This window comes from Sphingobium sp. 22B (assembly GCF_001580035.1).
In the GTDB taxonomy this organism is placed as follows: domain Bacteria; phylum Pseudomonadota; class Alphaproteobacteria; order Sphingomonadales; family Sphingomonadaceae; genus Sphingobium; species Sphingobium fuliginis.
This window is the reverse complement of sequence record NZ_LTAB01000011.1, coordinates 99,026-124,748: the sequence shown is the minus strand read 5'-3', so window position 1 is coordinate 124,748 and position 25,723 is coordinate 99,026. Positions and strand designations below refer to the sequence as shown.

The 25,723-nt window shown below is 67.0% G+C and carries 24 protein-coding genes; 12 read left to right on the top strand and 12 right to left on the bottom strand.

The annotated features are described in order from the left end of the window. Nucleotides 1-6: 6 nt before the first annotated feature. From A0J57_RS12130 to A0J57_RS12090, 9 genes are read right to left on the bottom strand one after another with little or no spacing between them, the layout of a single operon-like run. Nucleotides 7-1,023 carry a polysaccharide pyruvyl transferase family protein gene (locus A0J57_RS12130; RefSeq protein ID WP_061935991.1) on the bottom strand — a complete coding sequence of 339 codons (1,017 nt, stop codon included), beginning with the start codon at nt 1,021-1,023 and terminating at the stop codon, nt 7-9. Beyond that, nucleotides 1,020-2,057 carry a glycosyltransferase family A protein gene (locus A0J57_RS12125; RefSeq protein ID WP_082718665.1) on the bottom strand — a complete coding sequence of 346 codons (1,038 nt, stop codon included), beginning with the start codon at nt 2,055-2,057 and terminating at the stop codon, nt 1,020-1,022. Before A0J57_RS12125 ends, A0J57_RS12130 begins: the two co-directional genes overlap by 4 nt. 7 nt (nt 2,058-2,064) lie before the next feature. After that, nucleotides 2,065-3,951, bottom strand: a complete 1,887-nt coding sequence (locus tag A0J57_RS12120; RefSeq protein ID WP_061935985.1) for a WecB/TagA/CpsF family glycosyltransferase — start codon at nt 3,949-3,951, stop codon at nt 2,065-2,067. 22 nt (nt 3,952-3,973) lie between these two features. Further along, on the bottom strand, nt 3,974-4,642 hold the full coding sequence (locus A0J57_RS12115) for a tyrosine-protein kinase family protein (RefSeq protein WP_037481691.1): 669 nt from the start codon (nt 4,640-4,642) through the stop codon (nt 3,974-3,976). After that, complete coding sequence (locus tag A0J57_RS12110) at nt 4,639-6,009, bottom strand: exopolysaccharide biosynthesis protein (RefSeq protein ID WP_025547675.1); 1,371 nt, start codon at nt 6,007-6,009, stop codon at nt 4,639-4,641. The genes A0J57_RS12115 and A0J57_RS12110 overlap by 4 nt, the downstream gene beginning before the upstream one ends. Before the next feature lie 30 nt (nt 6,010-6,039). Then, nucleotides 6,040-7,305 (bottom strand): ATP-binding protein, encoded by a 1,266-nt coding sequence (locus A0J57_RS12105; RefSeq protein WP_061935982.1) that lies wholly within the window; start codon nt 7,303-7,305, stop codon nt 6,040-6,042. A gap of 22 nt (nt 7,306-7,327) precedes the next feature. Further along, nucleotides 7,328-8,125 carry an SLBB domain-containing protein gene (locus tag A0J57_RS12100; RefSeq protein WP_061935979.1) on the bottom strand — a complete coding sequence of 266 codons (798 nt, stop codon included), beginning with the start codon at nt 8,123-8,125 and terminating at the stop codon, nt 7,328-7,330. 10 nt (nt 8,126-8,135) lie between these two features. After that, nucleotides 8,136-9,317: an outer membrane beta-barrel protein gene (locus A0J57_RS12095; RefSeq protein ID WP_235600858.1), complete on the bottom strand. Its 1,182-nt coding sequence runs from the start codon at nt 9,315-9,317 to the stop codon at nt 8,136-8,138. A 17-nt stretch (nt 9,318-9,334) separates the two neighbouring features. Then, nucleotides 9,335-10,360 (bottom strand): glycoside hydrolase family 5 protein, encoded by a 1,026-nt coding sequence (locus A0J57_RS12090; RefSeq protein ID WP_064232615.1) that lies wholly within the window; start codon nt 10,358-10,360, stop codon nt 9,335-9,337. Nucleotides 10,361-10,428: 68 nt separating this feature from the next. Between A0J57_RS12090 and A0J57_RS12085 the strand changes: the two genes are divergently transcribed. Then, nucleotides 10,429-11,001 carry a hypothetical protein gene (locus tag A0J57_RS12085; protein ID WP_061935973.1) on the top strand — a complete coding sequence of 191 codons (573 nt, stop codon included), beginning with the start codon at nt 10,429-10,431 and terminating at the stop codon, nt 10,999-11,001. Nucleotides 11,002-11,006: 5 nt separating this feature from the next. Here the strand turns inward: A0J57_RS12085 and A0J57_RS12080 are convergent, their stop codons facing one another. The 3 genes from A0J57_RS12080 to A0J57_RS12070 are packed head-to-tail and all read right to left on the bottom strand — an operon-like array spanning nt 11,007 to nt 14,448. Then, entirely contained in the window at nt 11,007-12,002 is a 996-nt protein-coding gene (locus A0J57_RS12080) for an NAD(P)-dependent oxidoreductase (RefSeq protein ID WP_025547668.1), read from the bottom strand. Then, complete coding sequence (locus A0J57_RS12075; RefSeq protein WP_025547667.1) at nt 11,999-12,727, bottom strand: methyltransferase domain-containing protein; 729 nt, start codon at nt 12,725-12,727, stop codon at nt 11,999-12,001. The genes A0J57_RS12080 and A0J57_RS12075 overlap by 4 nt, the downstream gene beginning before the upstream one ends. Beyond that, nucleotides 12,724-14,448, bottom strand: coding sequence for a glycosyltransferase family 39 protein (locus A0J57_RS12070; protein WP_061935968.1), 1,725 nt, complete (start codon nt 14,446-14,448; stop codon nt 12,724-12,726). Before A0J57_RS12070 ends, A0J57_RS12075 begins: the two co-directional genes overlap by 4 nt. 243 nt (nt 14,449-14,691) lie before the next feature. On the opposite strand from A0J57_RS12070, the gene A0J57_RS12065 reads away from it, so the two are divergent. From A0J57_RS12065 to A0J57_RS12015, 11 genes are read left to right on the top strand one after another with little or no spacing between them, the layout of a single operon-like run. Further along, complete coding sequence (locus A0J57_RS12065; protein WP_061935965.1) at nt 14,692-15,627, top strand: glycosyltransferase family 2 protein; 936 nt, start codon at nt 14,692-14,694, stop codon at nt 15,625-15,627. A gap of 3 nt (nt 15,628-15,630) precedes the next feature. After that, on the top strand, nt 15,631-16,608 hold the full coding sequence (locus tag A0J57_RS12060; protein ID WP_025547663.1) for a glycosyltransferase: 978 nt from the start codon (nt 15,631-15,633) through the stop codon (nt 16,606-16,608). Then, on the top strand, nt 16,601-17,764 hold the full coding sequence (locus A0J57_RS12055) for an FAD-dependent oxidoreductase (protein WP_061936197.1): 1,164 nt from the start codon (nt 16,601-16,603) through the stop codon (nt 17,762-17,764). Before A0J57_RS12060 ends, A0J57_RS12055 begins: the two co-directional genes overlap by 8 nt. Beyond that, nucleotides 17,757-18,488 carry a hypothetical protein gene (locus tag A0J57_RS12050; RefSeq protein WP_061935962.1) on the top strand — a complete coding sequence of 244 codons (732 nt, stop codon included), beginning with the start codon at nt 17,757-17,759 and terminating at the stop codon, nt 18,486-18,488. Before A0J57_RS12055 ends, A0J57_RS12050 begins: the two co-directional genes overlap by 8 nt. Then, entirely contained in the window at nt 18,485-19,675 is a 1,191-nt protein-coding gene (locus A0J57_RS12045; protein ID WP_061935959.1) for a glycosyltransferase family 4 protein, read from the top strand. The genes A0J57_RS12050 and A0J57_RS12045 overlap by 4 nt, the downstream gene beginning before the upstream one ends. After that, complete coding sequence (locus tag A0J57_RS12040) at nt 19,672-20,889, top strand: polysaccharide biosynthesis protein (protein WP_061935956.1); 1,218 nt, start codon at nt 19,672-19,674, stop codon at nt 20,887-20,889. The genes A0J57_RS12045 and A0J57_RS12040 overlap by 4 nt, the downstream gene beginning before the upstream one ends. 3 nt (nt 20,890-20,892) lie before the next feature. After that, nucleotides 20,893-22,689, top strand: coding sequence for an HAD family hydrolase (locus A0J57_RS12035; protein ID WP_061935953.1), 1,797 nt, complete (start codon nt 20,893-20,895; stop codon nt 22,687-22,689). After that, on the top strand, nt 22,689-22,919 hold the full coding sequence (locus tag A0J57_RS12030; protein ID WP_025547655.1) for an acyl carrier protein: 231 nt from the start codon (nt 22,689-22,691) through the stop codon (nt 22,917-22,919). The genes A0J57_RS12035 and A0J57_RS12030 overlap by 1 nt, the downstream gene beginning before the upstream one ends. Before the next feature lie 4 nt (nt 22,920-22,923). Then, nucleotides 22,924-23,454 (top strand): DapH/DapD/GlmU-related protein, encoded by a 531-nt coding sequence (locus A0J57_RS12025; RefSeq protein WP_025547653.1) that lies wholly within the window; start codon nt 22,924-22,926, stop codon nt 23,452-23,454. Next, nucleotides 23,451-24,008: a DapH/DapD/GlmU-related protein gene (locus A0J57_RS12020; protein ID WP_025547651.1), complete on the top strand. Its 558-nt coding sequence runs from the start codon at nt 23,451-23,453 to the stop codon at nt 24,006-24,008. The genes A0J57_RS12025 and A0J57_RS12020 overlap by 4 nt, the downstream gene beginning before the upstream one ends. Nucleotides 24,009-24,018: 10 nt before the next feature. Then, nucleotides 24,019-25,479: a lipopolysaccharide biosynthesis protein gene (locus A0J57_RS12015; protein ID WP_082718664.1), complete on the top strand. Its 1,461-nt coding sequence runs from the start codon at nt 24,019-24,021 to the stop codon at nt 25,477-25,479. The last annotated feature ends 244 nt before the right edge of the window (nt 25,480-25,723 follow it).

The window sequence follows — 25,723 nt, the reverse complement described above, 5'->3', positions numbered from 1 at the left end:
CAGCCTTCACGACCCCCAGCAACCATCCAGCGCACGGCTCAACTGTTCGACCCTCTGCGTGAAAATCGCATCGCCGCTCAGGAAAGCGGGCGCGCCGACCAGCCGATGCAAAACCGTCGCCATGCTCTCCGTCCGCGGCCTGTCCCACCGCGCCATCGCGCCCCGCGCGGCACGCTGCGCCGGCAGGCGCCCCGGCAGCGCGCGCAGGTGATGCTTCACCTTGGGGCGCACCGATTGCCATAGCGCATTGCCCTCCCGCCGCATCATCCGCCGATAATGCGCCATGGCGCTATCCCTGTCCGGCCGCGGCAGGCGGAAATCCTGTCCGATGCAGCGCTGCACCTGCCCCTCATAATAGGCCCGCAGGCTGATCGAGGGCAGCGCCACCGGCTCATAGGGCAGGTCCAGCGACAGGGTCCAGTCCAGCCATTTGAAGCTGTTGATCCGCCGGGACGATGCAACGGGCACCCAGGGCACGCGCATCGTATCCGCGATGATCGCGGCATGCATGGAATCCGCGATCACCAGCCGCGCCGATCGGATGCGCTCTATCACCCGATGCGCGCATTGCCGGGGATCGACCAGTTCCACGCCCGCCAGCCCGCACGCCCTTTCCCAGGGGCCTTCGTCCATCGCCTCATAATGGGGAATGAAGATCGTCCCGTGCCGTTCTTCCTCGGCCAGTGGCTTCAGCCGCGGCAGGGTCGACAGCAGCAGCGCACCGTCCGCGACCGCCCGTTCCGGCCGCCCGACCACCTGCGCCGTCAGCGGCCCGCGCAGCGCCGTCACCTTCCACCGCCCGCTGTCGAAATCGGCAGGCACGGGACGATAGCCGATGCCGCTGGAAAACACCCTGATCCGTTTCGCCTGCGGCATGTCGTTGCCGATGATCGTGCCGATGCCGCAGAACAGCTCGCCATCATCCTCGTCCGACCAGCGGCCCGGCGCGAGTTCTTCCCAGAGCCAGCCGTTCAGGTCGTCGCCGAAATTCCCCTGCGGCGCCCGGTAATAATAAAGCTTCACGCAGGCATCTCCCGCAGGGCCGCCGGGCGCAGCTTGCGGCGCAGGATTTCCGTCCAACAGCCGGGCAGGTCACGCCACAGGTGCCGGTAGGCCCTTGCGATCATCGCCCGCTGGAGCCGGTCCATCAGACCCAGATAAAGCCGCGGATGCATCAGGATCGCCGCCAGTTCCATCTGGAAGCTGCGTCGCCGCTGCTGCGTCAGCATCAGGCTTTGCGCATCGATGCCGTCGATCGCCCCCATCAGCTCGTTCGCCCGGATCATGGAAAGGATGCGCCGCAGGTTGCGCCCGCCCAGCCGCTCATGCGCGTCGCGATACAGGTTGATGCCTTCGCCGCGCAGGCTGTTGGCGGAAAGCGAGAAGCAGATGCCCCGCGCCCGATGCGCGATCCGCGCCCACATCAGCCAGTCTTCCCCGGCATAGCGCAGGCTCTCCTCGAACCGGAGCGATCCGACCGCCGACCTGCGCAGGATCACGGACGATGTCTGGCACAGATAGTCGCGCACCATCGACGATCCGCCGCTCGTCCCGACGAAACGATAGGTGCCGCGCGTCCCGTCGAGCAGTTCGACCCCCTGCTGCGCGGGCAGCGCCTGGAAAAACGCCATGGCCGCGAACATGGTCGTCGGCGGCATGGCGCTGTCGCAGAAGTAGAAATCATGCGCCGTGCCCAAAGTGTCGATCCCCCAGGCCAGATGGTGCGTCGACCATTGATCGTCGGAATCCAGAAAGGCGATATAGCCGGAATCCGGCGATAGGGCGTCCAGGCCATGGTTGCGCGCCGCCGCCGGGCCGGCATTGGCCTGGCGAAGGATGCGCAGCCTGATCCAGTCGGGCAAGGCGAGATTATCGACATCCAGGTCGGCCGCGACCGGCGAACCGTCGTCGACGACGATCAGTTCGACTTCGGCGGGCCAGGGAAGATATTGGCAGGCGACCGACCGCACAGCTTCGCGCAGCAGCCCGCGCTTGCGCTGGAAGAACGGGATGACGACCGAAATGCGCTTCGGCATGGTCGTCCGGCGCGGGGTCATGCTGGGGTCAGGCCGCATCGGCCCCCCGCAGGGCTGTGGTCGGGGCTGGCGGGGGCGTATCCTCCCAATCCTGCCCGCGCCAGGCATCCTTCAGCGCATGGACGATGAAGCTCAGATTGCCGCGCAGATAGCGGTCCGCGAGCCGGGTGGGCTCCTGAAACAGCCGCCATGCCCATTCGAACCGCGCCCGCTGCACCCAGGCCGGGGCGCGCCGCACCCGTCCGGCGAGGAAGTCGAGCAAAGCGCCGCCGCACAGCACGGGCCGTCCGAACTCCGGCGCCCAGCGCGCCGCCCAGATCTCCTGCCGGGGATTGCCCATGCAGGCGAGCACCAGATCGGCCTTGCTCGCCCCTATGCGGTCGCTCAGGCCCGCTTCCTCCTGCGGGTCGAAGAAACCATGCTGCATTCCCACGATCGAGAGCCGCGGGCACAGGCGGCGCAGCGTCACCGCCGCGCGCTCCGCCACGCCCGGCGCCGCGCCGACCAGGAACAGCCGGAGCCCTTCGGGATGGTCCTTCAGCAGCGCGGGGATGAAGTCCGTGCCGTTGAGGTTGACGGGAAAGGAGCGGCCATAGCGCAACCGGCTCGCCAGATCGACGCCGATGCCGTCGTTCAGCACCAGCGCATTGCTCAGCGCCCCGGCCAGCCGGTCGTCCTTCCGCGCCAGATTGGCCATATGGGCGTTGCAGAAGGCGATGACCTTCGGCCTTTGCGCGCGGACATGGGACCGGATTTCCGCCAGCGCCTCCGTCTGGGAGAGAACGGCGACCTTCACCGGACCGATGGCCCGCTGGCGATGGCCCAATATCTGGTCGTAGATATGCACGATGCGCGCCGAGACCTCCGGCCAGCTATAGCCGCGCAGCGGTTCGGCCGCGTCCTTCAGGGCTCCCCTGACCCTGGCGGTGCGGAAATCCTTGAGCAGCCGCGCGGCGGACAGGGGATCGTCGAAATGCAGGAGCGTGCCGACGCCCAGCTTCTCGCAGGACCGGCGATGCGCCGGAATGTCGCTGGCGGCGGGATAGAGGCCGGCGGAAACCGCCTCGATCAACGATATGCCGAACCCTTCATAGGCGCTGGCGGACGCGAAGATGCTGCTGCGCCCGATCAGCGCGCGAAGCGCCTCGTCGCTGGGGCTGTCGTGGAATTCCACCTTTTGGGATACGCCCTGTTCGACGGCGATCCGGCGCAGGTCGGACAGGGCGACGCCCATCGGCTTGCCCGCGACGATCAGCGACCAGACCGGGTCCAGCGCATTCAACGCGGCGAACCAGCGGATCAGCCGGTCGATCCGCTTGTTGGGGGCGATGCGGCCGAAATAGAGGATCGCCCGCGCATCCGGGTCGGCGGCGGCCGCGAACTTGTCGATGTCGACGCCATTTTCCACCAGCGTCAGCCTCTGGCGGCAAATGCGCGCGAAACTGTCCTGATCCGCCTCGCTACAGGCGATCGTTGCGTGGAAGCGGCTCAGCGACAGGCGGGATATGCTGTGGAAATAGACCTGCTTCAGCCGCTGCGCATAATCCGTGTGGAAGAAGCCGCCATGGGTGCTGAGCACCATCGGCTTCTGGTGCAGAAAGCGCGTGAGGGCCAGGAAATCGACGAAGAAATCCATGGCGTGGACGTGGATCAGGTCGCAATCGCGCACATGGCGCAGCACCGCCGGCGCAATGGGATAGCGCCGTCCGCCGCGGAAGGGCAGGCGGACGACCTCCACCCCGCCGATCGTCTCCCGCGCGGGCAGTTCCGCGCCATCGCCGTCGAAGATGCGGTTCAGCGTGACCATGCGCACGTCATGGCCCGCCCGCGCCTGCTCCTCGCAGAGGTTGCGGGTGAAATTCTCCAGCCCGCCGATGCCCGGATGATATTGGCGGGAGATATGGACGATCTTCATGCCTGTTCCACGCTTCATGCCGTCACACGATCATGACCGTGCCGATCAACGGCATGCCCAGCATCGACAGCTTGTTGATCGTGGACTTGAGGTCCGCCGTGGTGGTGGCGTCGCGGCTGACGGCCAGTATCGCCACCTCCGCGCCGGCCGCTGCCAGGGCGAGGTCCTCGACATGGCTGGCGTCGACCAGGCACAGATCGAAATCGGCCATCATATCGGCCAGGTCCCGGCTGTCGGATGCGGCCGCCAGCAGGGACAGTCTGGGGATCGAGGCAGGCCGGACGAAGGCGTGGAGGTCATCCTCCGGATCGGTGGGCGTGACCGGCGTCTGGCCGAGCAGCCGGTGCTGGACGAAGTCCGACTGCTTCATGTCGACGAGCAGCGTCCGCAAGCCGCTCAGCGCCGCCGACACCGCGACATTGGCGGTCAGGATCGCCGCCTCGTCGACCGCGCCGACCGTGAGGACCGCGATGGAGGAGGGCGCCCGCCCGTCCGCCAGGCGGAGCGCGGCCAGCGTCGACTGTATGTCGCGCGCCTGCACCGCCAGCCGGTCTTCCGGGTCGCTGATCGCCACGACCAGCGGATCGACCTGGATCGGCCCCACGGCATTCATCTCGGGCTTTTCGCCCGGGCCGGCGGCGATGAAGATCGCGCCGGGCTGCTCGCTTCTCTCTGTGGATCGGAGTCTCATGACCATTTGGCTCCTTCAAGGCGGAGTTGCTGTCCGATGTGACGGAGGTCGGCCTGTCCCAGCACGGGCACGCCGGTCAGATATGTCATCGCATCGCGGCTGCGGACGCGGGGTTGTAGCCATTCCAGCAGGACCGCCGTGCCGATGGCGAGCATCAGCCCCAATATCGTCATCATCAGCAGCCGCACGGGAATGTTCGGCGCGTTCGGCAGCAAGGGCGCCTCGGCGGCGTTCAGATGCAGCACGTTCAGCGAAGGGATGCTGCTCTTCGCGCGCAGTTCGGCCATTTGCTGCGTCTCGGTCTCATATTGCTTCTTGGCCGATTCCACATTGCTTTCCAGCACGTTGAGCTTGCCCCGGTCGCCCGCCAGCGACAGCATGCGGGCGCGGTGCTGGTTCAGCAGCGACTGCATGGCGCCCCGGTTGGCCGCGGCGGCGGAACTGGCCGCGGACAGGCTGCCCGAAGTCTTGGCCGTTTCCTGCGCCAGTGCCGCCCGCAACTGGGCGAGCTGGGAATTGGCCGCCCGCATCAACTCATGGCTGGGGCCCAGTTCCGCCGACATCTGGCGGATTTCGGCCGACTTGGTCGCGATCTGCGCACGCAATCCCTGGACCACCCCGCTCGACTGCACTTCGGGCATGCTCGCCCCCGCGGCGGCGCGGGCGCCCGCATCGGCGGCGGACGCTTCGGCGGTGGACAATTTGGACGACAATTCGCTCAGCCGCGTGCTTTCCGCATCGATCGCCCCGGTGGAGACAATGCCGTGCTCGCGCTGGAACTTCGCCAGTTCGCTCTGTGCGCTTTCCATCCGCGCCTCGGATTCGCTGAGGCGGGTCTTGAACCAGTCGGCGTAGCGCTTGGCGAAATCATTGCTCATCGACAGGCGGGTCTTGTTGAACGCATCGGCAAAGGCATTCGCCATCTCCGCCGATCTGGCCGCATCGGTGCTGCGATAGGCGATGTCGATGGTGCTGCCCGCCGGGCTGGGCGTGACCTCCAGCCCGCTCTGGACCCGCCGGTTCAGCCAGCCCTGGAAGGTCTGGGTTCCGTTGGTCTGGTCGAACCACTGCCTGCGCAGTTCGGGTTCCTTGTCGAGGCCCAGGGCGCGCGTGACATGGCCGGTGATCGCCTCCCCGCGCAATATCTGCGCCTCGGTCGCCAGCATGGCGGCGGGTTCGCCGGCCGCGCGCGTCTCGCCCGGCAGCGGGTCGGGCGCGCGCGTGTCGAACAGCAGCGTGGCCGACGCCACATATTCGCGCGGCGTCATCAATATCCAGATCGCGGTCAGCAGCATCACGCTGCAGAATATCCCCGCCACCAGCCGCCAGCGCTGCAATATCGCGCGGAATATGTCCAATATCAGCATAGTCACTATCCTATTCGATGGCGATCCGGCCTATTCGGCGGCGATCGGGCGATGAAGATCGTTCATGCTGATGATGTTCTCATCGATCTTCTCGCTGTTCTGCGCGGCGAACAGCATGGCCAGCATGAATTGCGGCGCCAGACTGTCCTGGAAGGCGATGCGATCCTCTGCCGCATCGATGATCAGCGCGTCCCGCAACTGGGACAGGATGCGCTCGCCCCGTTCATCCGCCAGCGCGTGCCGGGTGATGAAGCCGTGAGCGGCGGCGGTGCGGGCGATGGTTTCGATCATGCTCCAGTGCGGGCTGTTCGTCGCGATCACCTTGCGGAACAGCGCGGCGTCCTCCGCATTGGTGAGCGCCCAGTCATTGACGGCCCGCGCCACACCGGCCAGCGTCGCGGGCAGGTCGACCTTCCGTTCCTTCCGCTTGATCACCTCGAAACAGGCGAGGGCGCAGAACAGCCGGACATGATAGGGCGATCCGCAGGCGAGATGGGCGATGGTTTCCCGGCTGGCATCGGTAAAGCCCATGCCGATCGACCCCGCGCCCTTGGCGATGATGTCGAACACCGCCTGGGATTCGATCCGCGAGATCGGGATCACCGACATGTGCCGCCGCAGGGACGCATGGCCCGCGATCAGGGCATCGACCCCCGCGGCGATGCCCACCGCGACGATATGAACCGGCATGGCCGCGTCGGACAGCATCTTCATCAGCCTTGCGACGTCATGTTGCACGGCGCCGTCGGTGATGCGGTCGAATTCGTCCAGGATCAGGATGAAGCGGCGACGGGCGCGCGGCGCGATCTGCTCGACCACGTCCCGCGGATTGACCGGACGGTCCACGGGCCAGTCGACCGGCGCCCCGGCTAGGGCATCGACATAGGGCCTGATGAGCGCCCCGAAATCCTGATCGGGTTCGCACGCCGAATAGAGCACGACGAAGCCCCGGTCGTCGGCCATATTGGCGAAGACCCGCGCCAGCGACGTCTTGCCGGACCCCCGCGCGCCGTAGATCAGGGCGTGATTTCCCCGATCCAGAACGCCCTCGACCAGCAGTTCCAACTGTTCCCGCCGGCCGTGAAGATGGCTGGAACTGGTGACGGGCTGGGTCGAGTTGAACCCCTTGCGGATGGCCGACCGCAACATGTCGGCCGTCGGGGGCGCCGGCGTGGCGGGCTCGGCAGCGGCGGCGGCGGCGCGGATGGCCGCCATGCGGCGCGCCAGCTCCTTGCTCTGGGGCTTGGGCTGGGGCTTTGGCCTCAGCCACCGCGCTATCCAGGAAAACAGGGACATTTCGGGTTCCTTCCCAGCCTGATCAGAAGATGCGTTCCTGGACGGTGAAGACGTCGCCCGGCTTCACCAGCATGTCCAGGTCGGCGCGCTTGATCCTCTGGTTGCCGCGGTTGAGGCTGATCTTCTTTTCGGACCCGCCCAATGTCGGCCCGCCCGCCTGCGCCAGCATCTGGCGCAGCGTCATGCCGCTTTCATAGGTGATCTTGCCCGGCTTGTTGACCTGGCCGTAGATGAAGACGTCCTCCGCCTTGGGCACGAACAGCGAATCCCCGGGGCGCAGCATCTGCCCGGTTCCCGTCGCGCTGTTCAGGTCTTCCAGCGGGATGCGGCGGTCTTCCTCGCCCTGGCGCTGCAATATGGCGTAATCGGCGGCATCGGTCCTCGCGCCGCCGGTGCGGGCCAGCATCATCGCGATCGTCTGCGGCCGGTCCAGCGGATAGACGCCGGGATTCTGGAGATTGCCGAAGACGGTCACCGCCCGGCTGACATAGCTCACCACCTCCACATTGACGATCGGATTGACGAAATATCCGCCCGCCTTCAACTGATCGCGCACCTTGGTCGCCAGCGCATTGGCGGTCACGCCCTGCGCCACGACTTCCCCGACGCTGGGCAGGGTCACGCTGCCGTCCTCCTTGATCCGGGTTTTGACGTCGAACGGATAGGCGCCGAAGACGGAAACCCTTATCTCGTCATTGGCCCCCAATATGTAGCTGGACGCCAGCGCCGCGCCCGGCGAGGCATCGGCCGCCACCGCCGGAACGGCTGCGGAAAGGGACGCAAGGATCAGGACGGAAAGGGCAGGGAAGATCGGTTTCATGGCCAGTACCTCATAGATCCAGTCCGACGAACAGCAGTCCCGACGTACTTTTGTACCGGAACTGGTCGACGGCCGTTGTTCGCCACTCATGGCGTATCTCCGCCCCGGCATTGAGGCGGCTGCGCAACTGGTAACGATAGCCGGCAAAGACCGCGCGGGTGCGGTCCGACCGGCGCAGCAGCGGTGTGTCGAGCTGCAATTCGCCCTTGAACGATCGGCGGCTGTAGCTTCCGCCGGCCGACAGGCCGGACCGCGCCCCCAGCTTCAGATTGCCGCGCAGGGTGAAGTCGGTCTGCACGATATAGGTCGCGCCCGTATTGCTCTGATTGCGGGAGCTGCGGTCGACATCCAACAGGATCGACAGCCGGTTGGAGGGGGTATAGACCGCCTGCGCCTCCACCCCCAGGCCGGAGAAGTCCGCAATGCCGGGCGCGCGCGGCTTGGTCTTGAAATAATTGGCGCCCAATTGCCAGCTCAGGCGCGGCGCCACGGCCCGGCGGAAGAGGATGCCCGCGCGGTAATTTTCCGCGCCGTCGCGCAGGCCGGGTATCGCCTCGTCGGCATTGGGGCGGCGGAAACGCTCATATTGGAACGTCGCGCGGATTTCGCCCAGGCTTGCCTTGGAATAGCCGATGCCCGCCATCGCCGTGGACGTGTCGATGTCGAATATCCGCCGCGAAGATGCGCTGTTGCTGGTATTCAGATAGCCCACGGCGGCCACGGGGAAGAAACCATAGGGCTTCTCGCAGTCGATCGCGACCCTGTAATCCTGCGTCCGCTGCGTATTGCCGACGACCACGCCCTGATCGGAAAGGTTCGATTGCGCGAAATTCAGCCGCGCCCTGGGCTGCACATGGCAGTAACCCGATACGGACAGATCGGCATCGGCCTGAAGACTGATCCTCTCCCGATCGAGAAATTCGAAACGCTGGTGGAAATCATAGCCCGCCGACCCGATCACCGTCAGCCGGTGAAGACCGAATTGCCGGCGGTAGGTCACGTCGACGCTGGGCGTGATGCGCAGGTCGTCCTGCTCTCCGGCGACCAGGTCGTCATTCTGCCGCAGGATGTTGCTGTCGTAGAGCAGGCGCACGGTCGGCCGGACCCGCAATCCGTCGGGCGGAACCTCCACCTCGGTCTGGGACAGGGCCGCCTGCGGGATCATGAGGGCCGCCGTGGCGGCTGCGCTCATGACGGAAAACTGCTTCATCATGGCTCCCTTGCAACGATATATTTGCTGAGCACCGCGGCCTGCGGCCGGGGGCCGCCGCTCGGCTGAACGCTCATCGGATAGCGGGCGCCCCACCAGGCGCCGCCCGCCCAATAGGTCCATCCCATCCAGACGTCGCCATTGGCGCGCAAATGGGCGAGCAGAACCTCCAGCCCGCGCAGGCAATTGTCGTCCGGCGGCGCGCCGAATTCGCCCAGGAAGCCGCGATGGCCATTGGTCCGCAGCCATGTCGTCGCACCCGCCAGCCGCGCGTCGATCAGGTCCGGACTGACGCAGCTCGTCGCCGTGCCGGAACTGTCGGTATCCAGATATTGATGCATCTCGAACGCATAATTGCCGCCGGGATCGCGAAAATCGGCGAAGGCGAGCGCGTTGGAGTTCGATCCGCCCGTGGTCCAGCTATGCGCGCCGCTATATTTGGAACCCGGCACGAGGATGAGATTGGCCGCCCCCGTCCGCCGGATCGCCGCGACGCTGCCGTCCGCCAGCGACCGCCAGGCGGCGGGCGTCATGCCATAGGGCTCGTTCATCAGGCCGAAGGCGACGGCGCCATTGCCCTTGTAATGCTCCGCCAGCCGCTGCCACAGATCGGCCAGCATCGCCGACCCATTGGAAATCTGGTCCAGCCGCTGGCCGTCGTACCGGCCGTAATTATGCACATCCAGCACGATGGTCCGGAACGGCGCCAGACTGGCGAACGACTTGTCGATCAGGGCCATCTCTGTCGTGGAAAGCGGCTTCAGCGGCTCCGGCTGCACCCGTTCCCAGAGGATCGGCACGCGGACGATCTGCATCCCCATGTCGATGAAGGGCTGGGCCGTCCTTGCGTCGGGATAGACATAATCCTTGCCGAAGACGCCGGGCTTGCGCGCGGAATTGAATTCCCCGCCTGCTATGTTGACGCCCGACAGGGGCGGTTGCCCGGCGGCGGGCTGCTCGGCGGTCAGCGGCAGGGCCAGCAGCATCAGCAGCGGCGCCATGGCGAGGCGAGTCGCCACACTCATCGGATGAAGCCCCTTTGTCGCCATGGCGATGCGCCTGCTTCCCCGCTAGGTGCTGAAGGGAAGGAGACATGATGAGCGCGAAAGGCGACCTGCTCGCAAAGGCCCCAGCCGGCGACGCCCCCGACAGGACGGCGGCGGACGCCCTGCCCTGGTTTCAGGGCGCCGACAGCGTGCCGACCCATTTCGGTATGGTGGGACTGCTCCAGGAAAAGGGGATGGTCGTGGATCTCGGCGCGCCCCAGCCGGGCGGCACGCGGCCGATCCATTACCGGCGGTCTTCCGGCGCGCTGCTGTCGATTTCCGTCCCGCTCTCCATGGCGATCGCGGCGGGCGATTTCCTGCTCGTGAAGTCGCTGACCTGCCCCGACGGCGCGGTGCGGCCGGTCGCGGTGCGCCCGCCGGCCAGCCCGGACTGGATCGCCATAGCCGATCTGGAGGGCATATTGCGACACTATGGCGCGGGCGCATCCCGCTTCGTCCGATGGAGCGCCGGGGCAGGCGCGGCCTGCGGCATTGCCGCGCTGTGCGGGGTTGCGGCGCCCGTCACGGCGCTGGCGGGCATGGTCGCGGGCGTCGCGGCGCTTGGCCTCCATCGCCGGGACCGGCGCGACCGGGGCCGCGTCAGGCGCCTGATCGGCTGAAGCGCTCATACCAGCAGCCCTTCATTGCGATACCAGGCGACGGTGCGGCGGAAGCCCTCCTCCAGCCCCACGGCGGGCCGGAAGCCCAGCGCCTGTTCCGCCCGCGCAATGGAAAAGGCGCGGTTATGCTTGAAGAAGGTCAGGCGGCGGCGGTGCAATGGCGGCTGCACCCCCAGCGGCGCGCAGAGCAGTTCGCAGCCATGCGCGGCCAGGTTGACCAGCCCATAGGGCACGGTGCGCCGGGGCGCGGGCACGTTCAGCACATTGGCGGCGGTCGCGACATAGTCGCGCAACGGCAGATAAGTCTTGCCGCCGATGATGAAGGTGCCGCCCGGCGCCGCGTCGCTCGTCATCGCCAGCAGGAATCCGTCGACCAGATCGTCGATATAGACCGGGTGGAAATTCGGCCGCCGCGATCCGATGAACAGGAAACGGCCCTGCTGCACCATGCGGAACATCTTCAGCATGCGCGTGTCGCCCGGCCCGTAAATGGCGCAGGGGCGGATGATGACGACGTCCATGCCCGGCTGCATCATCGCGTCGCGGCACAGGTCCTCCGCCAGCAGCTTGCTTTCCTGATAGGGGTCGCGCGGGTCGAAGGGCGCGTTTTCGTCCGCCGGCGTCTCCGCCACATCGCCATGCACGCCGATGGACGAGCAATAGACGAAGCGCGCCACTCCCGCCCTGCGCGATTCCGCCAGCAACGCTGCCGTGCTGTCGCGATTGGCGCTCAGGAACTCCTCCCGCGCGCCTTCCGACCGGTACATGGCGGCTATGTGGAAACAGGCTGTCGCACCCTCCACCAGCCGGGCGAAGGCATCGGTGTCGGTCAGCGATCCGCCGATCCATTCGATGCCGCTCTCCCTTTCGGCGGCGCTGGGCGGACGGCGTGTCATGGACCGGACATGATAGCCCATGCCGATCAGCCGCCGCGCCAGCGCGCCGCCGGTGAAGCCGGTCGCGCCGGTGACGGCGACGATGGGGCGTCCGTCCGCGCTCATGCCTTCCTCTCCCGGTCGAAGCGCTGGAGCACCGGATTGCCGATCAGGCTGGTGACGCCGATGCGGCGCAATCCTTCCTCCACCATGCGGACCGGCTTCCCCGCCAGGCGGTGGAGGCCCATGGGCGCGCTGAACTGCTTGAAGCGGCGTCGGGGCGCGAAGCCGTTGCGGCGGAAGGCCTGCTCGATCCGGGCGGGCCAGAAGCTGCGATAGGTGCGCGTGTCCTTCTCGATCAGCCGCTTGATCGGGAAGGTCGCCGCCGACAGCGCATTGGCGCCCATCAATGTCGGATAATCGACGATGACGCTGTAGCGGGCGACGCGACAAAGTTCGTCGATCAGCCTGTCCGGATCGTCGATATGCGCCAGCAGCCTGATGCTGGTGACAAGGTCGAAACGGCCGTCCGGGAAGGGCAGGGCCAGCAGGTCGCCGGTCACATAATCCACCCGGCCGGCATCGGCGCCCTGCAACAATTGTTCGGCGCAATCGGCCGTCGAGCCCAGCACCGTCGTCTGAATTCCCATGTCCAGCAGTCCGCCGACAAGCTGCCCATGGCCGCCGCCGACATCCAGCGCGCTCTGGTGGAGGGGCGGCCCATCGTCGACCAGATCGCGCAGGCCGCGTTCCTGGATGTTAAGCAGATAGGCGCCCGAAGGCCCCGCAAACCGGCGGGCATATTGGACCGACCCCGTTTCCAGATCGGGGGGAGGAAGCAAACCAGTCATGCCGCACCCGCGGTTGCTGCAATGCCAAAGAACGCAGGCGGACATGACTGGCCTGACGGCACGCACCGCCCGCGGGGCGGCAGGGGCCTGACCACGGACGCACCTTTCGTGCCGGGAAGGGCCTGCTTCCCGACATGGGGGCAGGCACGCCGCACGGTTGGGTGCCGCCAGCTGTAGACGTGGAAGCTGCTGTGCGTGGGGACTGGGGTCAGGCGTCGCTCGATCTCACGGGCGATTTCGGGGCGCACGCCCATGGGATTGCGCCACTGATAATCGGACACGATGACGACGCCGTTATCGGTGCAGTCGATGACTTCGGACAGGGCCGCCGGGCTGTCGATCAGCGGACGGCCGGTGCGGAAATCGCTGTTGAAGTCGGTCGGCGGCTTGAGCTCGCCCAGCCGGCTGTGGCTGATAAACAGGTCGAACGGCCCGATATGCGCCAGGGTGCGCAGGTCGTCGCCGGTGACGAGCAGGCTGCTGCCTTGCGCGATCCGCCGCAATTCGGGCGCCGCCCTGTCCCATTCGCCGTCGGGCACCGGCGCGGCAAGGGCGGCGGGCCCTTGCGCAAGGGTCGACGCCATCAGCCGGGCGGAATGGCGGTAGGCGACGTCGCCGCCCATCAGCAGCAGCATCGCCGCGCCCGCCAGCAGGGCTGGACGCAGCGTTCCGCCGCCGCCGAACCGTTCGACCAGCGCGCCGATTCCCAGGCCATAGGCCATGCAGATGAAGGGAAAGACATAATAGCTGTAGCGCCACGCCTTCATCCCCGCGAAACTGTGGAGCGCCAGGCACAGCATCGCCATGATCGCGCACAGGCTGGCCAGCGAGGGATTGCGCCGCCACGCCGCCGCCAGCGCAACGGGCCAGAGCAGCAGCATGGCGGGCATCTGCGCCCGGAATTCGCGCAGATAATAGAAGGCGTCGTCCTGCGATCCGGTCGCCCAGCGCTCGGCATGGCGATAGCCTTCCAGCGCTGGCCCGGCCTGCGACAGGGCGATGGTTGCGCAGGCCAGCGCGATTGCGCCCAGCACGATCAGGTGCAGCGGGCGCATCGCGGCTATCGTCGCGCGCTGGTCGAACAGCAGCCAGCAGCCCAGGGCCAGCGCGGCAATCGCCGTCACCGGTTGCAGATGGGCCGCTATGGCCAGGCAGAGCGCCGTGGCGGCCAGCCAGCCGGGCCTGAACCGGCCCGCAGGCCGCGTGGCGAGGAAAAGGCTTCCCGCCGCGGCCAGTATCATCAGCGCGTGCAGGGCGTAGAAGCGGGCGAAATGCGCGATGTCGAGCGTGTAGCCGGCAAGGCCGAACAGCGCGGCGCCGGCCACCGCGCTCCATATGCCGCCGCTCTGCCGCAGCCACTGGAAGACCAGTCCGACGCTGATGCCCGAAAAGAGCAGCGAGGGAATGCGCGCCACCCAGAGGTCGGATCGCCCGAACAGATCGAAACTGCCGCCGACGATGGCGGTGAACAGCCGCGCCCGTTCGTAACGGCCGTCCAGGATCGCGAAGCTGCCGTCCGCGGCCCAGCTGCGCCCCGCCAGCAGATGGTAGAATTCGTCGATATGGGCGGGGCGCGTCTGAATGGTCAGCCCATAGACCAGGCACGCCAGCAACCCCGCGGCCAGGGCAGGGGCCGCTCCCGGCAGGGCCATGGACGCGCGCCGGCCATCCTGCGACGGCAGGGCGGCGTGCGATCCCAGATGCTCCGATGTGGTGGCCATGAATATGATCTCATATCCGGCAAAAGCCGACAGGATGTTCGATGGCGCAAGAATTCGATCTAACCGAATTTAAGTCAATATAGGGGAGAACGCCTAGCCGTAGGTATGACTACATAATGGTATGTTTCTGAAATTTATGTGAATGTGTTTCCAAGGTCGCTGAATCGATTGGCGTTGAACCCGATTGTGGAAATCATAAGGGGCATCGCCGGCAATATTATATAATATTGTAGGAATGGACGCATGGTCGATGTTTCGATTGTCGTTCCTCTTTATAATGAAGAGGACAATGTACGGCTTTTGCATGAAGCGATCAGCAATGCATTGACCGACTTCCGGCCCAGCTATGAAGTCGTGCTGGTCGATGACGGCAGCAGGGACGCGACCTTTATCCGCGCGGCGGAAGTCGCTGAACGGGACGTGCGCGTGCGCATCGTCAAGTTCCGGGGCAATTACGGCCAGACCGCCGCGATGGCGGCCGGCATCCAGAATGCCCGCGGCGACATCATCGTCACCATGGACGGCGATCTGCAGAACGATCCGCTGGACATACCCCGCATGGTCGAACTGATCGACGCCGGGCACGACATCGTCGTCGGCTGGCGCAGGAAGCGGCAGGATGGCGGGCTGCGCGTCTTCGTGTCGAAATGCGCCAACCGCATCATGGCCCGGCTGATGGGCGTGGCGGTGCGGGACAGCGGCTGTTCGCTGAAGGCCTTCCGCAGCATCCTCATCAAGCAATTGCCCATGTATGGAGAAATGCACCGCTTCATTCCGGCCCTCTCCCGCCTGGCCGGGGCGCGTCTGGCGCAGATCGAGGTGCGGCACCATCCGCGCCAGTTCGGCGTCTCCAAATATGGCTTTTCGCGCATCTACAAGGTGATGCTGGACATCGTGTCGATCCGCATCCTGCTCAGCTTCGTGCGGCGGCCCATGGCATGGCCGCGCCATATGATCGTCGGCATCACCCTGCTTGGCCTGCTGTCCGTCGCGGCGGCGGTCTGGGGCGGGGGGCTGGCGCTGCCGATGCTGGCCATCGGCGTGCTCTGGCTGTCGCTGGCGCTGTTCCTGCTGGGATGGGCGGTGATCGGGCAGATGCTCGCCAGCCTGACCGGCAATGTTTCGGGTTTCGCGTCGCTGGGCGCGAAACTGTCGGCCCAAATCAAATTGGGGGATTGAACAATGGTTGCCACGGCAAAGCTGGACCTGGTCGAAGTCATGGACATTTCCGTCATCGTCCCGGTCCTCAAGCGTTTCGACGATGTCGCCCGCGTCTATGCCGAATATCGGGACAGGGTTGCATCCTCGGGGAAAAGTTACGAGTTCATCTTCGTCATCGACGGACAGCCGGACTATCCGGTCGCCACGCTGGAACAACTGCAACGCGACGGCGAACCCATAGAGATCATCCGCTTCGGCCGGGAGTTCGGGGAATCCGCCTGCCTGCGCGAAGGCATCCGCCAGTCGAGCGGACGGCACCTGCTGTTCCTGCCCGCTTATTTCCAGATCGGCGGCGCGGCGATCTCCGAACTTCTCGACCATCTCGATGAAGCCGACGTCGTCGCCGCCCGCCGCGACAGGCGGGCGGACGCCATGTTCAACCGGCTGCGCGGCTGGGGCTTCCAGAAGATGGCGCGCTTCGCCGGGGCCAAATATGACGACCCCGGATGCCTCGTCCGCGCCGTCCACCGCAGCGTCTTCGACGAAATCCCGATCCAGGATGAGAAGCAGCGCTTCCTGCCCCTGCTGGCGGAGGTGCATGGCTTCAAGGTCGTCCAGCTCACCCTGCCGCAGGCCGAAAGCGATGCTGGCCGGCCGCAACACAAGCCGGGCGTCTATTTCGACGTGATGATGGACCTGATGGCGGTCGGCTTCCTCGTCCGCTTCATGCAGCGTCCCTTCCGCTTCTTCGGCACGGTGGGCGCGGCGTCGATCCTGAGCAGCCTGGTCCTGATGGCTTTCCTGCTGTTCCAGCGGGAGGTCAGCAATATCCCGCTGGGCGACCGCCCGCTGCTGGTGCTGGTCGTGCTGCTGCTGGTGCTGGGCATCCAGATCGCGGCGATCGGCCTGATCGCGGAGATCGTCATCTTCACCCGCGGCGACGGCAAGCAGCATTATCGGATCGAGAAGATCGTGGAGCATGTGTCCGCCGATGCCTGAAACCGTCATCATAGGGGCGGGCATCCAGGGCGCCACGCTGGCGCTCGCCGCGCTCGAACGGGGCGTATGCCCGATCCTCGTCGATCGGGACGACCAGCCCTCCGGCGCGTCCGTCAACAGCTATGGCATCGTCCATGGCGGGCTGCGCTACCTCCAGTCGATGAACATCCCCCGCTGGGTGCGCAGCCGCCGCGCGCAGAACTGGTATATCGACCGCTACCCCCATCAGGTGCGGCCGCTGCGCTGCGTGATGCCGCTCTATGCCGGCGCCCCCCGCTCGCCCCGGCTGTTCGCCCTTGCGCGAGGCTTCGACCGGCTGCTGCGAACGGCGCTTGGCCAGCATGTGCCGCTTCCCGAAGATGGCGCCTGTTCGCGGCAGGAGGTCCTGCAGGCCTATGACGTCGCATCCCATGGCCTGCTGGGCGGCGCGGTCTGGTACGATGCGCAGTTGCTGAACCCGCCCGCGCTGCTGAGGGAAATGCTGGCCGAAGTGGAGCAGCGCGGCGGCGTCGTGCTGCGCTCCACCGAAGTCACCGGCCTGATCGAGCAGGGCGGCCGCCTCCAGGCCGTCCAGTTGCGCAACGCAAGGGACGGGCGCGAACAGAGGATCGCCGCCGACCGGCTGTTCGATTGCGGCGGCGCGCAGGCGGGGCGCTGCATGGGGCCGGCGCGCCGGGTGCCGAGCGCGGCGGTCCTCGCCTTCAACCTGCTGATGGACATTCCCGCGCCTCCCGCCAGCGACGCCTACGCCCTGTCGCCCACGCCGGGGCGCGGACGCAGCTTCTTCTTTCGCCGCTATGGCGCCGCGACGCTCGTCGGCACTTTCTACCGTCCCGCGCCCGGCAGCCTTTCGCCCGAACCCACGGCGGAGGATGTCCGGTCCGCCCTCTCATCCATCCGCCAATGCCTGCCCAATGTCGAACTGGACGAAGGATCGGTGCTGGCCACCTATGCCGGCCTGCTGCCGGACCGCGACGGCAGCGGCCGGGCGCTTCATCCGGGCGACCGGCATCTGCGTCCGGGGCCGGAGGGCTATCACATGCTGGTCAGCGGCAAGCTGACCACCGCGCCGCTGCTGAGCGAACAGGTGGCGCGCCGCCTGTGGCCCGCCGCGCCCTTGCCGCGAACCGGCGGATGGCGGCCGCGCCATGCCTGAGCTGATGATCGACGCGCACGTCCATCTGCATCCCGGCGACGATCCGCGGGACCGGCTGATGCAGGCGCATGGGCGCATGAAGGCGGCCGCCGGGAAGGACTGCCTGCCCGTCTTCATGCTGGCGGAGCAGCAGGGCTGCGACGCGTTCGGAATGCTGAAGGCATCGGGGCGGTCGACCGCGGAACCGGAAAGCCTGTGGCTGGAAACCGGTTCCGCCGACATATTGGTGCTGGCCGGCCGGCAGGTCGTCAGCGCCGAACGGCTGGAGATACTGGCGCTGGCCACCGCCGCCGGTTTCGCCGACGGCGCGCCGGCCGAACAATTGGTCGCGGCGATGGGCGCGGCGGACGCGCTGACCATCCTTCCCTGGGGCGTCGGCAAATGGGCCGGCGCGCGAGGACGGCTGGTCGACAGGCTGCTGGCCGGCGATCCGGAAGGCCGGTTGCTGTTGGGCGACAATGGCGGGCGCCCCGCCTTCTGGCCGGAACGCCGCTTCCACCACCGGACGGTGCTGCGCGGATCGGACCCCCTGCCATTGCGCGGCGATGCGCGGCGGATCGGGACTTTCGGAACCATCCTGCATGGCGGGCTTTCGGCCGACCGGCCCGGACGCGACCTGCGCGCGCTCATCCGTTCGGCCGGGCGGCAGGCGCGGCATTATGGCGCTCCCGCAAGCCCGCTGGATTTCCTCGGCAACCAGCTTCGCCTGAGGATGGCCTCATGAAGATATTGATGCTGGCGCCCCAGCCCTTTTACGAGGAACGCGGCACGCCCATTGCCGTGCGCATGGCGGCCGAAGCTCTGGCGGCGCAGGGGCATGAGGTCGCGCTGCTGAGCTTCCATGAAGGACGCGACGTGCCGATGCCTGGCGTGCGGCATCACCGCATCGCTGCCCCGCCGGGCGTCCGCAATGTCCCCATCGGTTTTTCGCTCGGGAAGCTGGTCTGCGACCTCTGGATGCTCTTTGCCGCGATCGGCCTGCTTCGGCGTTATCGCCCTGACGTCATCCATGCCGTCGAGGAAGCGGCCTTCTTCGCGCTACCCTTGTCCCGGCTGTTCGGAACGCGCCTCGTCTATGACGCGGACTCGATCCTGAGCGAGCAGATCGTCGAAAAATGGCCCCGGGCCCGCGCCATCGCCTGGATCGTCGAACGGTGCGAGCAATTCGCCTTCCGCCGCAGCGACCTGGTGATCGCCGTCTGCCCCGCCATCCAGCAGAGCGCCAGCCGCTCCGCAGCCGCCGATCGCATCCACCTGCTGCCCGACGTGGCGATGGAAGGGCCCGCCACGGCGGCGCCGGTCGAAGACCTGCGCCCGAACGCAAAGGATCGCCCGCTCGCGCTTTATGTCGGCAACCTCGAATCCTATCAGGGCGTCCACCTGCTGATCCAGGCGATGGCGGCGCTTGCGCCTGCCGAGCGTCCCGCGCTGGTCGTGATCGGCGGCAAGGCGGATCATGTCGCGCAGCATCGGCAACTCGCCCTGCAATGCGGGCTGGAAGACGATGTGCGCCTGCTTGGCCCGCGCCCGCTCGATGGCCTCGGCCGCTATCTGGCGCAGGCCGACATCCTCTGTTCGCCGCGGCTGAAGGGCCGGAACACGCCGATGAAGATCTTCTCCTATATGGCGTCGGGCAAGGCGCTGCTGGCGACCGACATCGAAAGCCATTCCCAGGTTCTGGACGCGCGTTGCGCCATGCTGACGCCCGCGACGGCGCAGGACCTGGCGCAAGGGTTGCGGCGGCTCTGCGCCGACGACGCGCTGAGGGCGAGGCTGGGGGAGGCCGCCGCCGCAAGGGCGCGGCTCGACTATGGCCATGCCGCCTTCGTCGACCGGCTGCGGCGCGCCTATGCCGTGCTTTCGCCGGATGCGGGCACGCCCCCTTCGCCCACCGCGCTGGAGGCCGCATGACGGCGGTCGGCGCCAGCGCGCGGGCGACCAACAAGGCCGCCTCCAGCCTGTTCGCCGCGCTGGGCTTCGGCCTGTCGGGCGCGGCCTTCACCCTGGGCATGCTGCTGCTGGCGCGGGAACTGCCGGTGGAAGCTTATGGCCGCTTCACCCTGGCCGTCGCCCTGTTCAATATCTTCGGCCTGCTGACGCCGCTGGGCGTCGACCAGCTGTTCCTGCGCGGACCGATGCGCGCGGGCAAAGGATTGCTGGCTTTCCTGATCCTCTCCGGCCTTGTGGTGGGCGGACTGGTGGGCATGGCCGCAGGCCTGCTGGGCGGACTGCATCCGGCGGAGGCATGGCTGACCGCGCTGGCGATTGCAGGCGGCGGGCTGGTCGCGGCGACCAGCACCGGCCTTCGCGCGCGGGCCGTGCCCGGCGCCTCCATGCTGCTTGCGATTTCGGCCAGTTTCGTCCTGTTGCTGGCCGGGACCGCGGCCGTCGCCTTCGGCCTGAAGGACGGGACGGCGCCTCTTGCCATATTCGCCGCCGGAAACATCGTCTTCGGCGCGATCGGCTGGGGCCTTCTGCGCCGCAGGGCGAAGGACGGCGATGCCGTCCACCCCGCCCGCCGCTGGCGCGAGGCGGGATCGATGCTGGGCCTCGTCGCCCTCGGCACGGTGTCGCTTCAGGTCGAACGGATCATCATCCCGATTCCGCTGGACCTGAAGGAACTGGCGCTGTTCGGCGTGCTGGCGTCGGTCGCGATCTTCCCCTTCCGCCTGCTCGCGTCCGGCGTCGGCTTCACCCTCGCCCCGCGCCTGATCGGTGCGCAGCGGGCGCGCCGGCAGGCTGTCGTGCTGGCGGAGGCCAAGCCGCTGCTGGCGGTGATCGTCGTGGCGACGGCGGGCCTTGTCGCCTGCGGCCCGTGGATCGCCGCCATGGTGACAGGCGGCCTCTATGCCATCGGCCCGGCGCTGATCCTCGCCGCCTGTGCGAACGGCGTGGGGAAGGTCGCCATGGCCTTCCCCCGGGCGATGCTCACGGCGGCGGGATCGCCCGCCGATCTGGTGCTGCTCAACGGATGGGGGGTGGTGGGTCTGGCGCTGACGGTCTGCGGCGCGCTGGCCGGGGCCGCCTGCGGAATCACCGGGCTGCTATGGGGGGCGACGCTGGGCGGCGCGATCCCGACGCTGTTCACGCTGCACCTCGCCTGGCGTCGGCTTGGAAAGGATTGAGAAATGACCACCCAGATGGGCTTTGCTGAGATGATGCAGTCGCTGCACGCCGGATCGGCGGCGCTCGACTACCGCAAGACCGGCCGGCTGCTGCGCGAGATGGAGGCGCAGGCCGGCGTGCACGTGGCGTTGATGGGCAATGTCACGCTGGACCTTCTCACTCCCTTCCTGCGCGTGGAGGCGGCGAAGGTCGGCCAGATGTCCGCATTCCATGTCAGCCCCTTCGGCCAATATATGCAGGACCTGCATGGCGAGGCGCTCCAGCGCTTCGACCCCCATGTCATCGTCCTGCTGCTGTCGGCGCAGGCGATGCGGCCCGACGCCTTCGAACGGTTCCACCAGCTCTCCGTCGAGGACCGTCATCGCCTGCGCGACGACATGATGGCGGAGGTGGAGGGCTGGATCGACAGCGCGGTCATGCGCACTGCGGCGACGCTGATGGTCGCCAACTTCCCCTGTCCTTCCAGTGCGCTGGGCGTCGCGGACCTCAGCAGCGATTATGGCGAACGCGAATTCTTCCTGGACCTGAACCTGGCGCTGCTCCGCGCCGTGCGGGCGCGCCCCAGGGCGATGATGCTCGACGTGGTCGAGGCGATGGGCCGGGTCGGCACGCGCCAGGCGGTGGACCGGCGGATGCACTATATCGCCGGATTGGGCTGGACGGATGCGATGATGCGGGAATTCGGCGCGGTCTTCGCCCATGCGCTGGTCGGCGCGCTCGGCGCCGCGCGCAAATGCCTGGTGCTGGACCTCGACAACAGCCTGTGGGGCGGGGTGGTGGGCGAGGACGGCCCCCATGGCATCCGCGTCGGCCGCGGCGACATGGTGGGGGAGGCGTTCCGCGCCTTCCAGCTCAGGATCAAGGCGCTGAAGGAACGCGGCATCCTGCTCGCCTTGTGCAGCAAGAACAATCCGGAAGATGTCGAGGAAGTGTTTCGCCTGCGTGACGACATGCCGCTGCAATTGTCGGATATGGCGGCGACGGCGATAGGCTGGGACAGCAAATATACGGGGATCGGGAAGATTGCGAAGCAGCTCAACATCGGTCTGGACGCGCTGGTGTTCCTCGACGACAACGCGGCGGAGATTGCGGCCGTGCGGCAATATTGCCCGGATGTCCATGCCGTGCTGCTGCCGCCCGATCCATCCGACTATGTCGACATATTGGACGCGCTGCCCTGGTTCGAGAAAAGCCGCCTGACGGCGGAGGACAGGGCCAGGACCGAACATTATGCGCTGGCCGCCGGGCGGGATGCGCTGTGCGCGTCCTGCGACCCGATGGACTATCTGCGCGGGCTCGACATGCGCGCGGCGATCCGCGACGCCGGGCCGGCCGACCTGTTGAGGGTGCATCAGCTCTTCAACAAGACCAACCAGTTCAACCTGACCACCGGCCGCCCCACCATGGGGGAGGTGGAGGCGATGATGACCGACCCGGCATGGCAGCTCATCGTGGCGGATCTGCGCGACCGCTTCGGGCAATTGGGCACGGTGGCGATCTGCGCCCTGAGGCGGGAGGGCGCGGCGCTCCATATCGGGCATTTCCTGATGAGCTGCCGCGCCATGGGCCGGGGCCTGGAACATGCCGTGATGAACGATGTCAAGCGCCGCTTTCTGGAAAGCGACGCCGCATCCCTGCACGGCAGCCATGTTCCGACGGCCAAGAATGGCCCCGTGCGCGGCTTTTTCGACGATCAGGGCTTTGCCGCCGCCGATGGCGGCGACCGCACCGACTATGCGCTTTGCCGGGCGGATGTCGCGTTCAGGGATTGCGACTGGATCATGCTGGAGACGAAATAATGGCTGTGAACATGGACGACCTGCTGAACCTTGTCGGCGACATCATCGAAGTCGATCCGTCCCGGATCGACCTGCGCCTCGACCGGGACGACGTGCCCGGCTGGGATTCGCTGGCCCATCTGCGGATCATCACCGCGTTCGAGGCGCAATATGGCGTGCGCCTCAGCATGGACCAGATCGCCGAGATCCGCACGGTGGAACAATTGTCGCGGACATTGGGCGAGGCGTGACGCCATGCGCATGGGTGTCGCCATACGCCGCTTCGCCATCCCGGGCTTCGTGCACAGCCTCTACCATCTGTTCGCCGGGCGCGCGATCGTCAGCCCGCGCGCGGAACTGGAATGGAGCAGGCTGCTGAAGATCGGCCGCAGGTCCCAGATCAGCTCCTTCGTGAAGATCAAGGCGAGCGAAGGGCCGGTGCGGATCGGGGAGCGGACCGACATAGGTTGCGGCGTGTTCATCGCCGGGCACAGCCATGGCATCGTCATCGGCGACGACTGCCTGATCAGCCCGAACGTCTCCATCATCGGCGTCAATTACCGCTATGACCGCGCCGACCGGCTGATCCGCGAACAGGGGTTGCAGTCGGGCGGCCCGACCAGCATCGGCAACAATGTCTGGATCGGCGCGGGCGCGGTGATCCTGGACAACAGCCAGATAGAGGATGGCGCGATCATCGCGCCCAATGCGGTGGTGTCGGGCCGGGTGCCGGCCATGTCGGTCATGTCGGGCAATCCCGCCAAACTGGTGTTCACGCGCCGATGAGACTGTTCGTCACCGCCCGGCTCGACGACCTCTATGCGCGATGGACCCGCTGGCGCCTGCGGGCGGCGGGCGGCAAGGCGGGCCGGGCCTTGCGGGTGCGCGGCGGCGTCCCCTATCTCGCCGGGCAGCTTATCCTGGGGGAGGCTGTGCGCCTGCGCAACGAGCCTGCCCGCATCAGGCTGAAGACCGCCGGAAGCGGCCGGATCGTCCTGGGCGATCAGGTATCGCTCAACAGCGGCGTCACCATCTTCAGCGCCGCCAGTGTGGAGATCGGCGCCTTCAGCCGGATCGGGGATCATGCCAGCCTGTTCGACACCAGCTTCCATGCCGTGCATGAAGGGCATGCCGCCCGGCCCCGGCCGATCCGCATCGGCCGCAATGTCTGGATCGGGCGCAACGCCACGATCCTGCCGGGCGTGTCGATCGGGGATCACAGCGTCATCGCCGCGGGCGCCGTGGTGTTCCAGGATGTTCCCCCCCGCCAGCTCTGGCGCGGCAATCCGGCCAGTTTCGTCAAGCATGTCCGCGCGGGCGACGATTTCATAAGACAATAAGGGAAGCATCATGTCCGCAACCACGGGCGGCATAGCCGGGAAAATCCGATCGGGCATGGCCTGGTCGCTGGTCGAAAGCTGGAGCGTGCAGGCGCTTCAGTTCCTCGCCTTCATGATCGTCGCCCGCTATGTCGACGCCGCGGCGCTGGGCGTGGTCGCCATGGCGCTGCTGGCGGGGCAGTTCTTCCAGATGACGGTGCTGTCGGGCATCAGCGCCCCGATGGTCAGCGCCGGGCGCGACGATCCCGACCTGGACGATACCGCCTTCTGGATCGCCTTCGCCCTGGGCGCGCTGATGCTGCTGCTCACCCTGGCCTGCGCCGGCGTCGCGGAACGGGCGCTGGACCAGCCGGGCCTGGCATGGGTGCTGCGCTGGCTCAGCATCGCCAATTTCCTTTCCGCGCTGAACGTCGTGCCGCAGGCCTGGCTGACGCGGGCGCTGATGATGCGGCCGCTGGCGGTGCGATCCACCCTGTCGACCATGGCGGGCGCGCTGGTCGGCATTCCCATGGCGATGGCTGGCTATGGGCTGACGGCGCTGGTGATGCAGAATCTGGCGACCGCCCTGATCGGCGCGGCGATCCTCTGGGCGGCGTGCCCCCGGCGGCCGCGCTTCCGCTTCGCGCGGCAGAAGGGACGGGAAATCTTCTTCTACAGCCGTCATGTGACGCTGACGGGCATCGCCAATTTCTTCAATTCCAACTCCGACGTGCTGATCGTGGGCGTCGTGCTGGGCGCGGCGGCGGCGGGCGTCTACACGGTCGGCAAGCGCGCGCTGCTGGCCGCCAACCTGCTGCTGGCGCGGGCCCTCTCCCGCGTGGCCTTCCCGGCCTTCTCCCAGCTCAAGCACGATCCGCCGCGACTGGCGGCCGCCTTCCTCAAGCTCGTATCCGCGACATCGCTGATCACCACCCCGGCCTTTGTCGGCATGGCGCTGGTGGCCGATCCCTTCATCCATCTCGTCTTCGGACCGCGCTGGGCGGGGGCGGTGCCGGTGATGCAATATCTCAGCCTCTTCGGCGCGCTCCAGGCGGTCGGCATCTATAACCAGTCGCTCATGCTCGCCCTTGGCAAGCCGCAATGGCAGACATGGCTCGCCGCCCTCTATGCCGTGGTGAACTGCACCCTCTTCTTCGCGACGGCGGATCAGGGGCCGGGCGCGATCGCCGCCGCCTTCACCCTGCGCGCCTGGCTGCTCTACCCGCTCTCCGTCCTGGGCGTGGTCCTGCTGCTGCCGATCGGCTGGGCCGATTACTGGCGCGCCGTTCGGCTGGGGCTGTTCGCTTCCGCGGCCATGGCGGGATGCGTTCTGGGCGCGCGGCCCTTTCTGGTCCAGATGGCCCCGGCCGAAGCGCTGACCGTCACCATCCTCACCGGAGCGCTGGCCTATGGCGTTGCGCTCCTGTTGCTCGGGCGAAACGCGCTGGTTCAGCTCCTGATGTTCGCCAGGGGCCGCTACGGCACGGCATAACCTATGTTAATATATTGCTCTTGCGCGATTTTATTGCCGTAAAGATGTAAAATTCCGTAGCAATACCTACTAGGCAATCCGTGACCATGCTGTTACCACTATTGCAACGCAGCAATTCCCCTTAAGCTATTTCCCTTAGGAAGGGCTGGCTTATGGGGATGACGCATGAGCGGAGTCGGGCCGATCCCGGCCTGCTCCAATAAAAGCCAAGGTCGCAAGAAATAGTTCTGGGCTATAAGCGCGG

Excerpts from the sequence above, each read along its gene's own strand:
- A0J57_RS12125 (WP_082718665.1), bottom strand. The coding sequence starts at position 2,057 with ATGACCCCGCGCCGGACGACCATGCCGAAGCGCATTTCGGTCGTCATC.
- A0J57_RS12120 (WP_061935985.1), bottom strand. The coding sequence starts at position 3,951 with ATGAAGATCGTCCATATCTCCCGCCAATATCATCCGGGCATCGGCGGG.
- A0J57_RS12115 (WP_037481691.1), bottom strand. The coding sequence starts at position 4,642 with ATGAGACTCCGATCCACAGAGAGAAGCGAGCAGCCCGGCGCGATCTTC.
- A0J57_RS12110 (WP_025547675.1), bottom strand. The coding sequence starts at position 6,009 with ATGCTGATATTGGACATATTCCGCGCGATATTGCAGCGCTGGCGGCTG.
- A0J57_RS12105 (WP_061935982.1), bottom strand. The coding sequence starts at position 7,305 with ATGTCCCTGTTTTCCTGGATAGCGCGGTGGCTGAGGCCAAAGCCCCAG.
- A0J57_RS12100 (WP_061935979.1), bottom strand. The coding sequence starts at position 8,125 with ATGAAACCGATCTTCCCTGCCCTTTCCGTCCTGATCCTTGCGTCCCTT.
- A0J57_RS12095 (WP_235600858.1), bottom strand. The coding sequence starts at position 9,317 with ATGAGCGCAGCCGCCACGGCGGCCCTCATGATCCCGCAGGCGGCCCTG.
- A0J57_RS12090 (WP_064232615.1), bottom strand. The coding sequence starts at position 10,360 with ATGAGTGTGGCGACTCGCCTCGCCATGGCGCCGCTGCTGATGCTGCTG.
- A0J57_RS12085 (WP_061935973.1), top strand. The coding sequence starts at position 10,429 with ATGATGAGCGCGAAAGGCGACCTGCTCGCAAAGGCCCCAGCCGGCGAC.
- A0J57_RS12080 (WP_025547668.1), bottom strand. The coding sequence starts at position 12,002 with ATGAGCGCGGACGGACGCCCCATCGTCGCCGTCACCGGCGCGACCGGC.
- A0J57_RS12075 (WP_025547667.1), bottom strand. The coding sequence starts at position 12,727 with ATGACTGGTTTGCTTCCTCCCCCCGATCTGGAAACGGGGTCGGTCCAA.
- A0J57_RS12070 (WP_061935968.1), bottom strand. The coding sequence starts at position 14,448 with ATGGCCACCACATCGGAGCATCTGGGATCGCACGCCGCCCTGCCGTCG.
- A0J57_RS12065 (WP_061935965.1), top strand. The coding sequence starts at position 14,692 with ATGGTCGATGTTTCGATTGTCGTTCCTCTTTATAATGAAGAGGACAAT.
- A0J57_RS12060 (WP_025547663.1), top strand. The coding sequence starts at position 15,631 with ATGGTTGCCACGGCAAAGCTGGACCTGGTCGAAGTCATGGACATTTCC.
- A0J57_RS12055 (WP_061936197.1), top strand. The coding sequence starts at position 16,601 with ATGCCTGAAACCGTCATCATAGGGGCGGGCATCCAGGGCGCCACGCTG.
- A0J57_RS12050 (WP_061935962.1), top strand. The coding sequence starts at position 17,757 with ATGCCTGAGCTGATGATCGACGCGCACGTCCATCTGCATCCCGGCGAC.
- A0J57_RS12045 (WP_061935959.1), top strand. The coding sequence starts at position 18,485 with ATGAAGATATTGATGCTGGCGCCCCAGCCCTTTTACGAGGAACGCGGC.
- A0J57_RS12040 (WP_061935956.1), top strand. The coding sequence starts at position 19,672 with ATGACGGCGGTCGGCGCCAGCGCGCGGGCGACCAACAAGGCCGCCTCC.
- A0J57_RS12035 (WP_061935953.1), top strand. The coding sequence starts at position 20,893 with ATGACCACCCAGATGGGCTTTGCTGAGATGATGCAGTCGCTGCACGCC.
- A0J57_RS12030 (WP_025547655.1), top strand. The coding sequence starts at position 22,689 with ATGGCTGTGAACATGGACGACCTGCTGAACCTTGTCGGCGACATCATC.
- A0J57_RS12025 (WP_025547653.1), top strand. The coding sequence starts at position 22,924 with ATGCGCATGGGTGTCGCCATACGCCGCTTCGCCATCCCGGGCTTCGTG.
- A0J57_RS12020 (WP_025547651.1), top strand. The coding sequence starts at position 23,451 with ATGAGACTGTTCGTCACCGCCCGGCTCGACGACCTCTATGCGCGATGG.
- A0J57_RS12015 (WP_082718664.1), top strand. The coding sequence starts at position 24,019 with ATGTCCGCAACCACGGGCGGCATAGCCGGGAAAATCCGATCGGGCATG.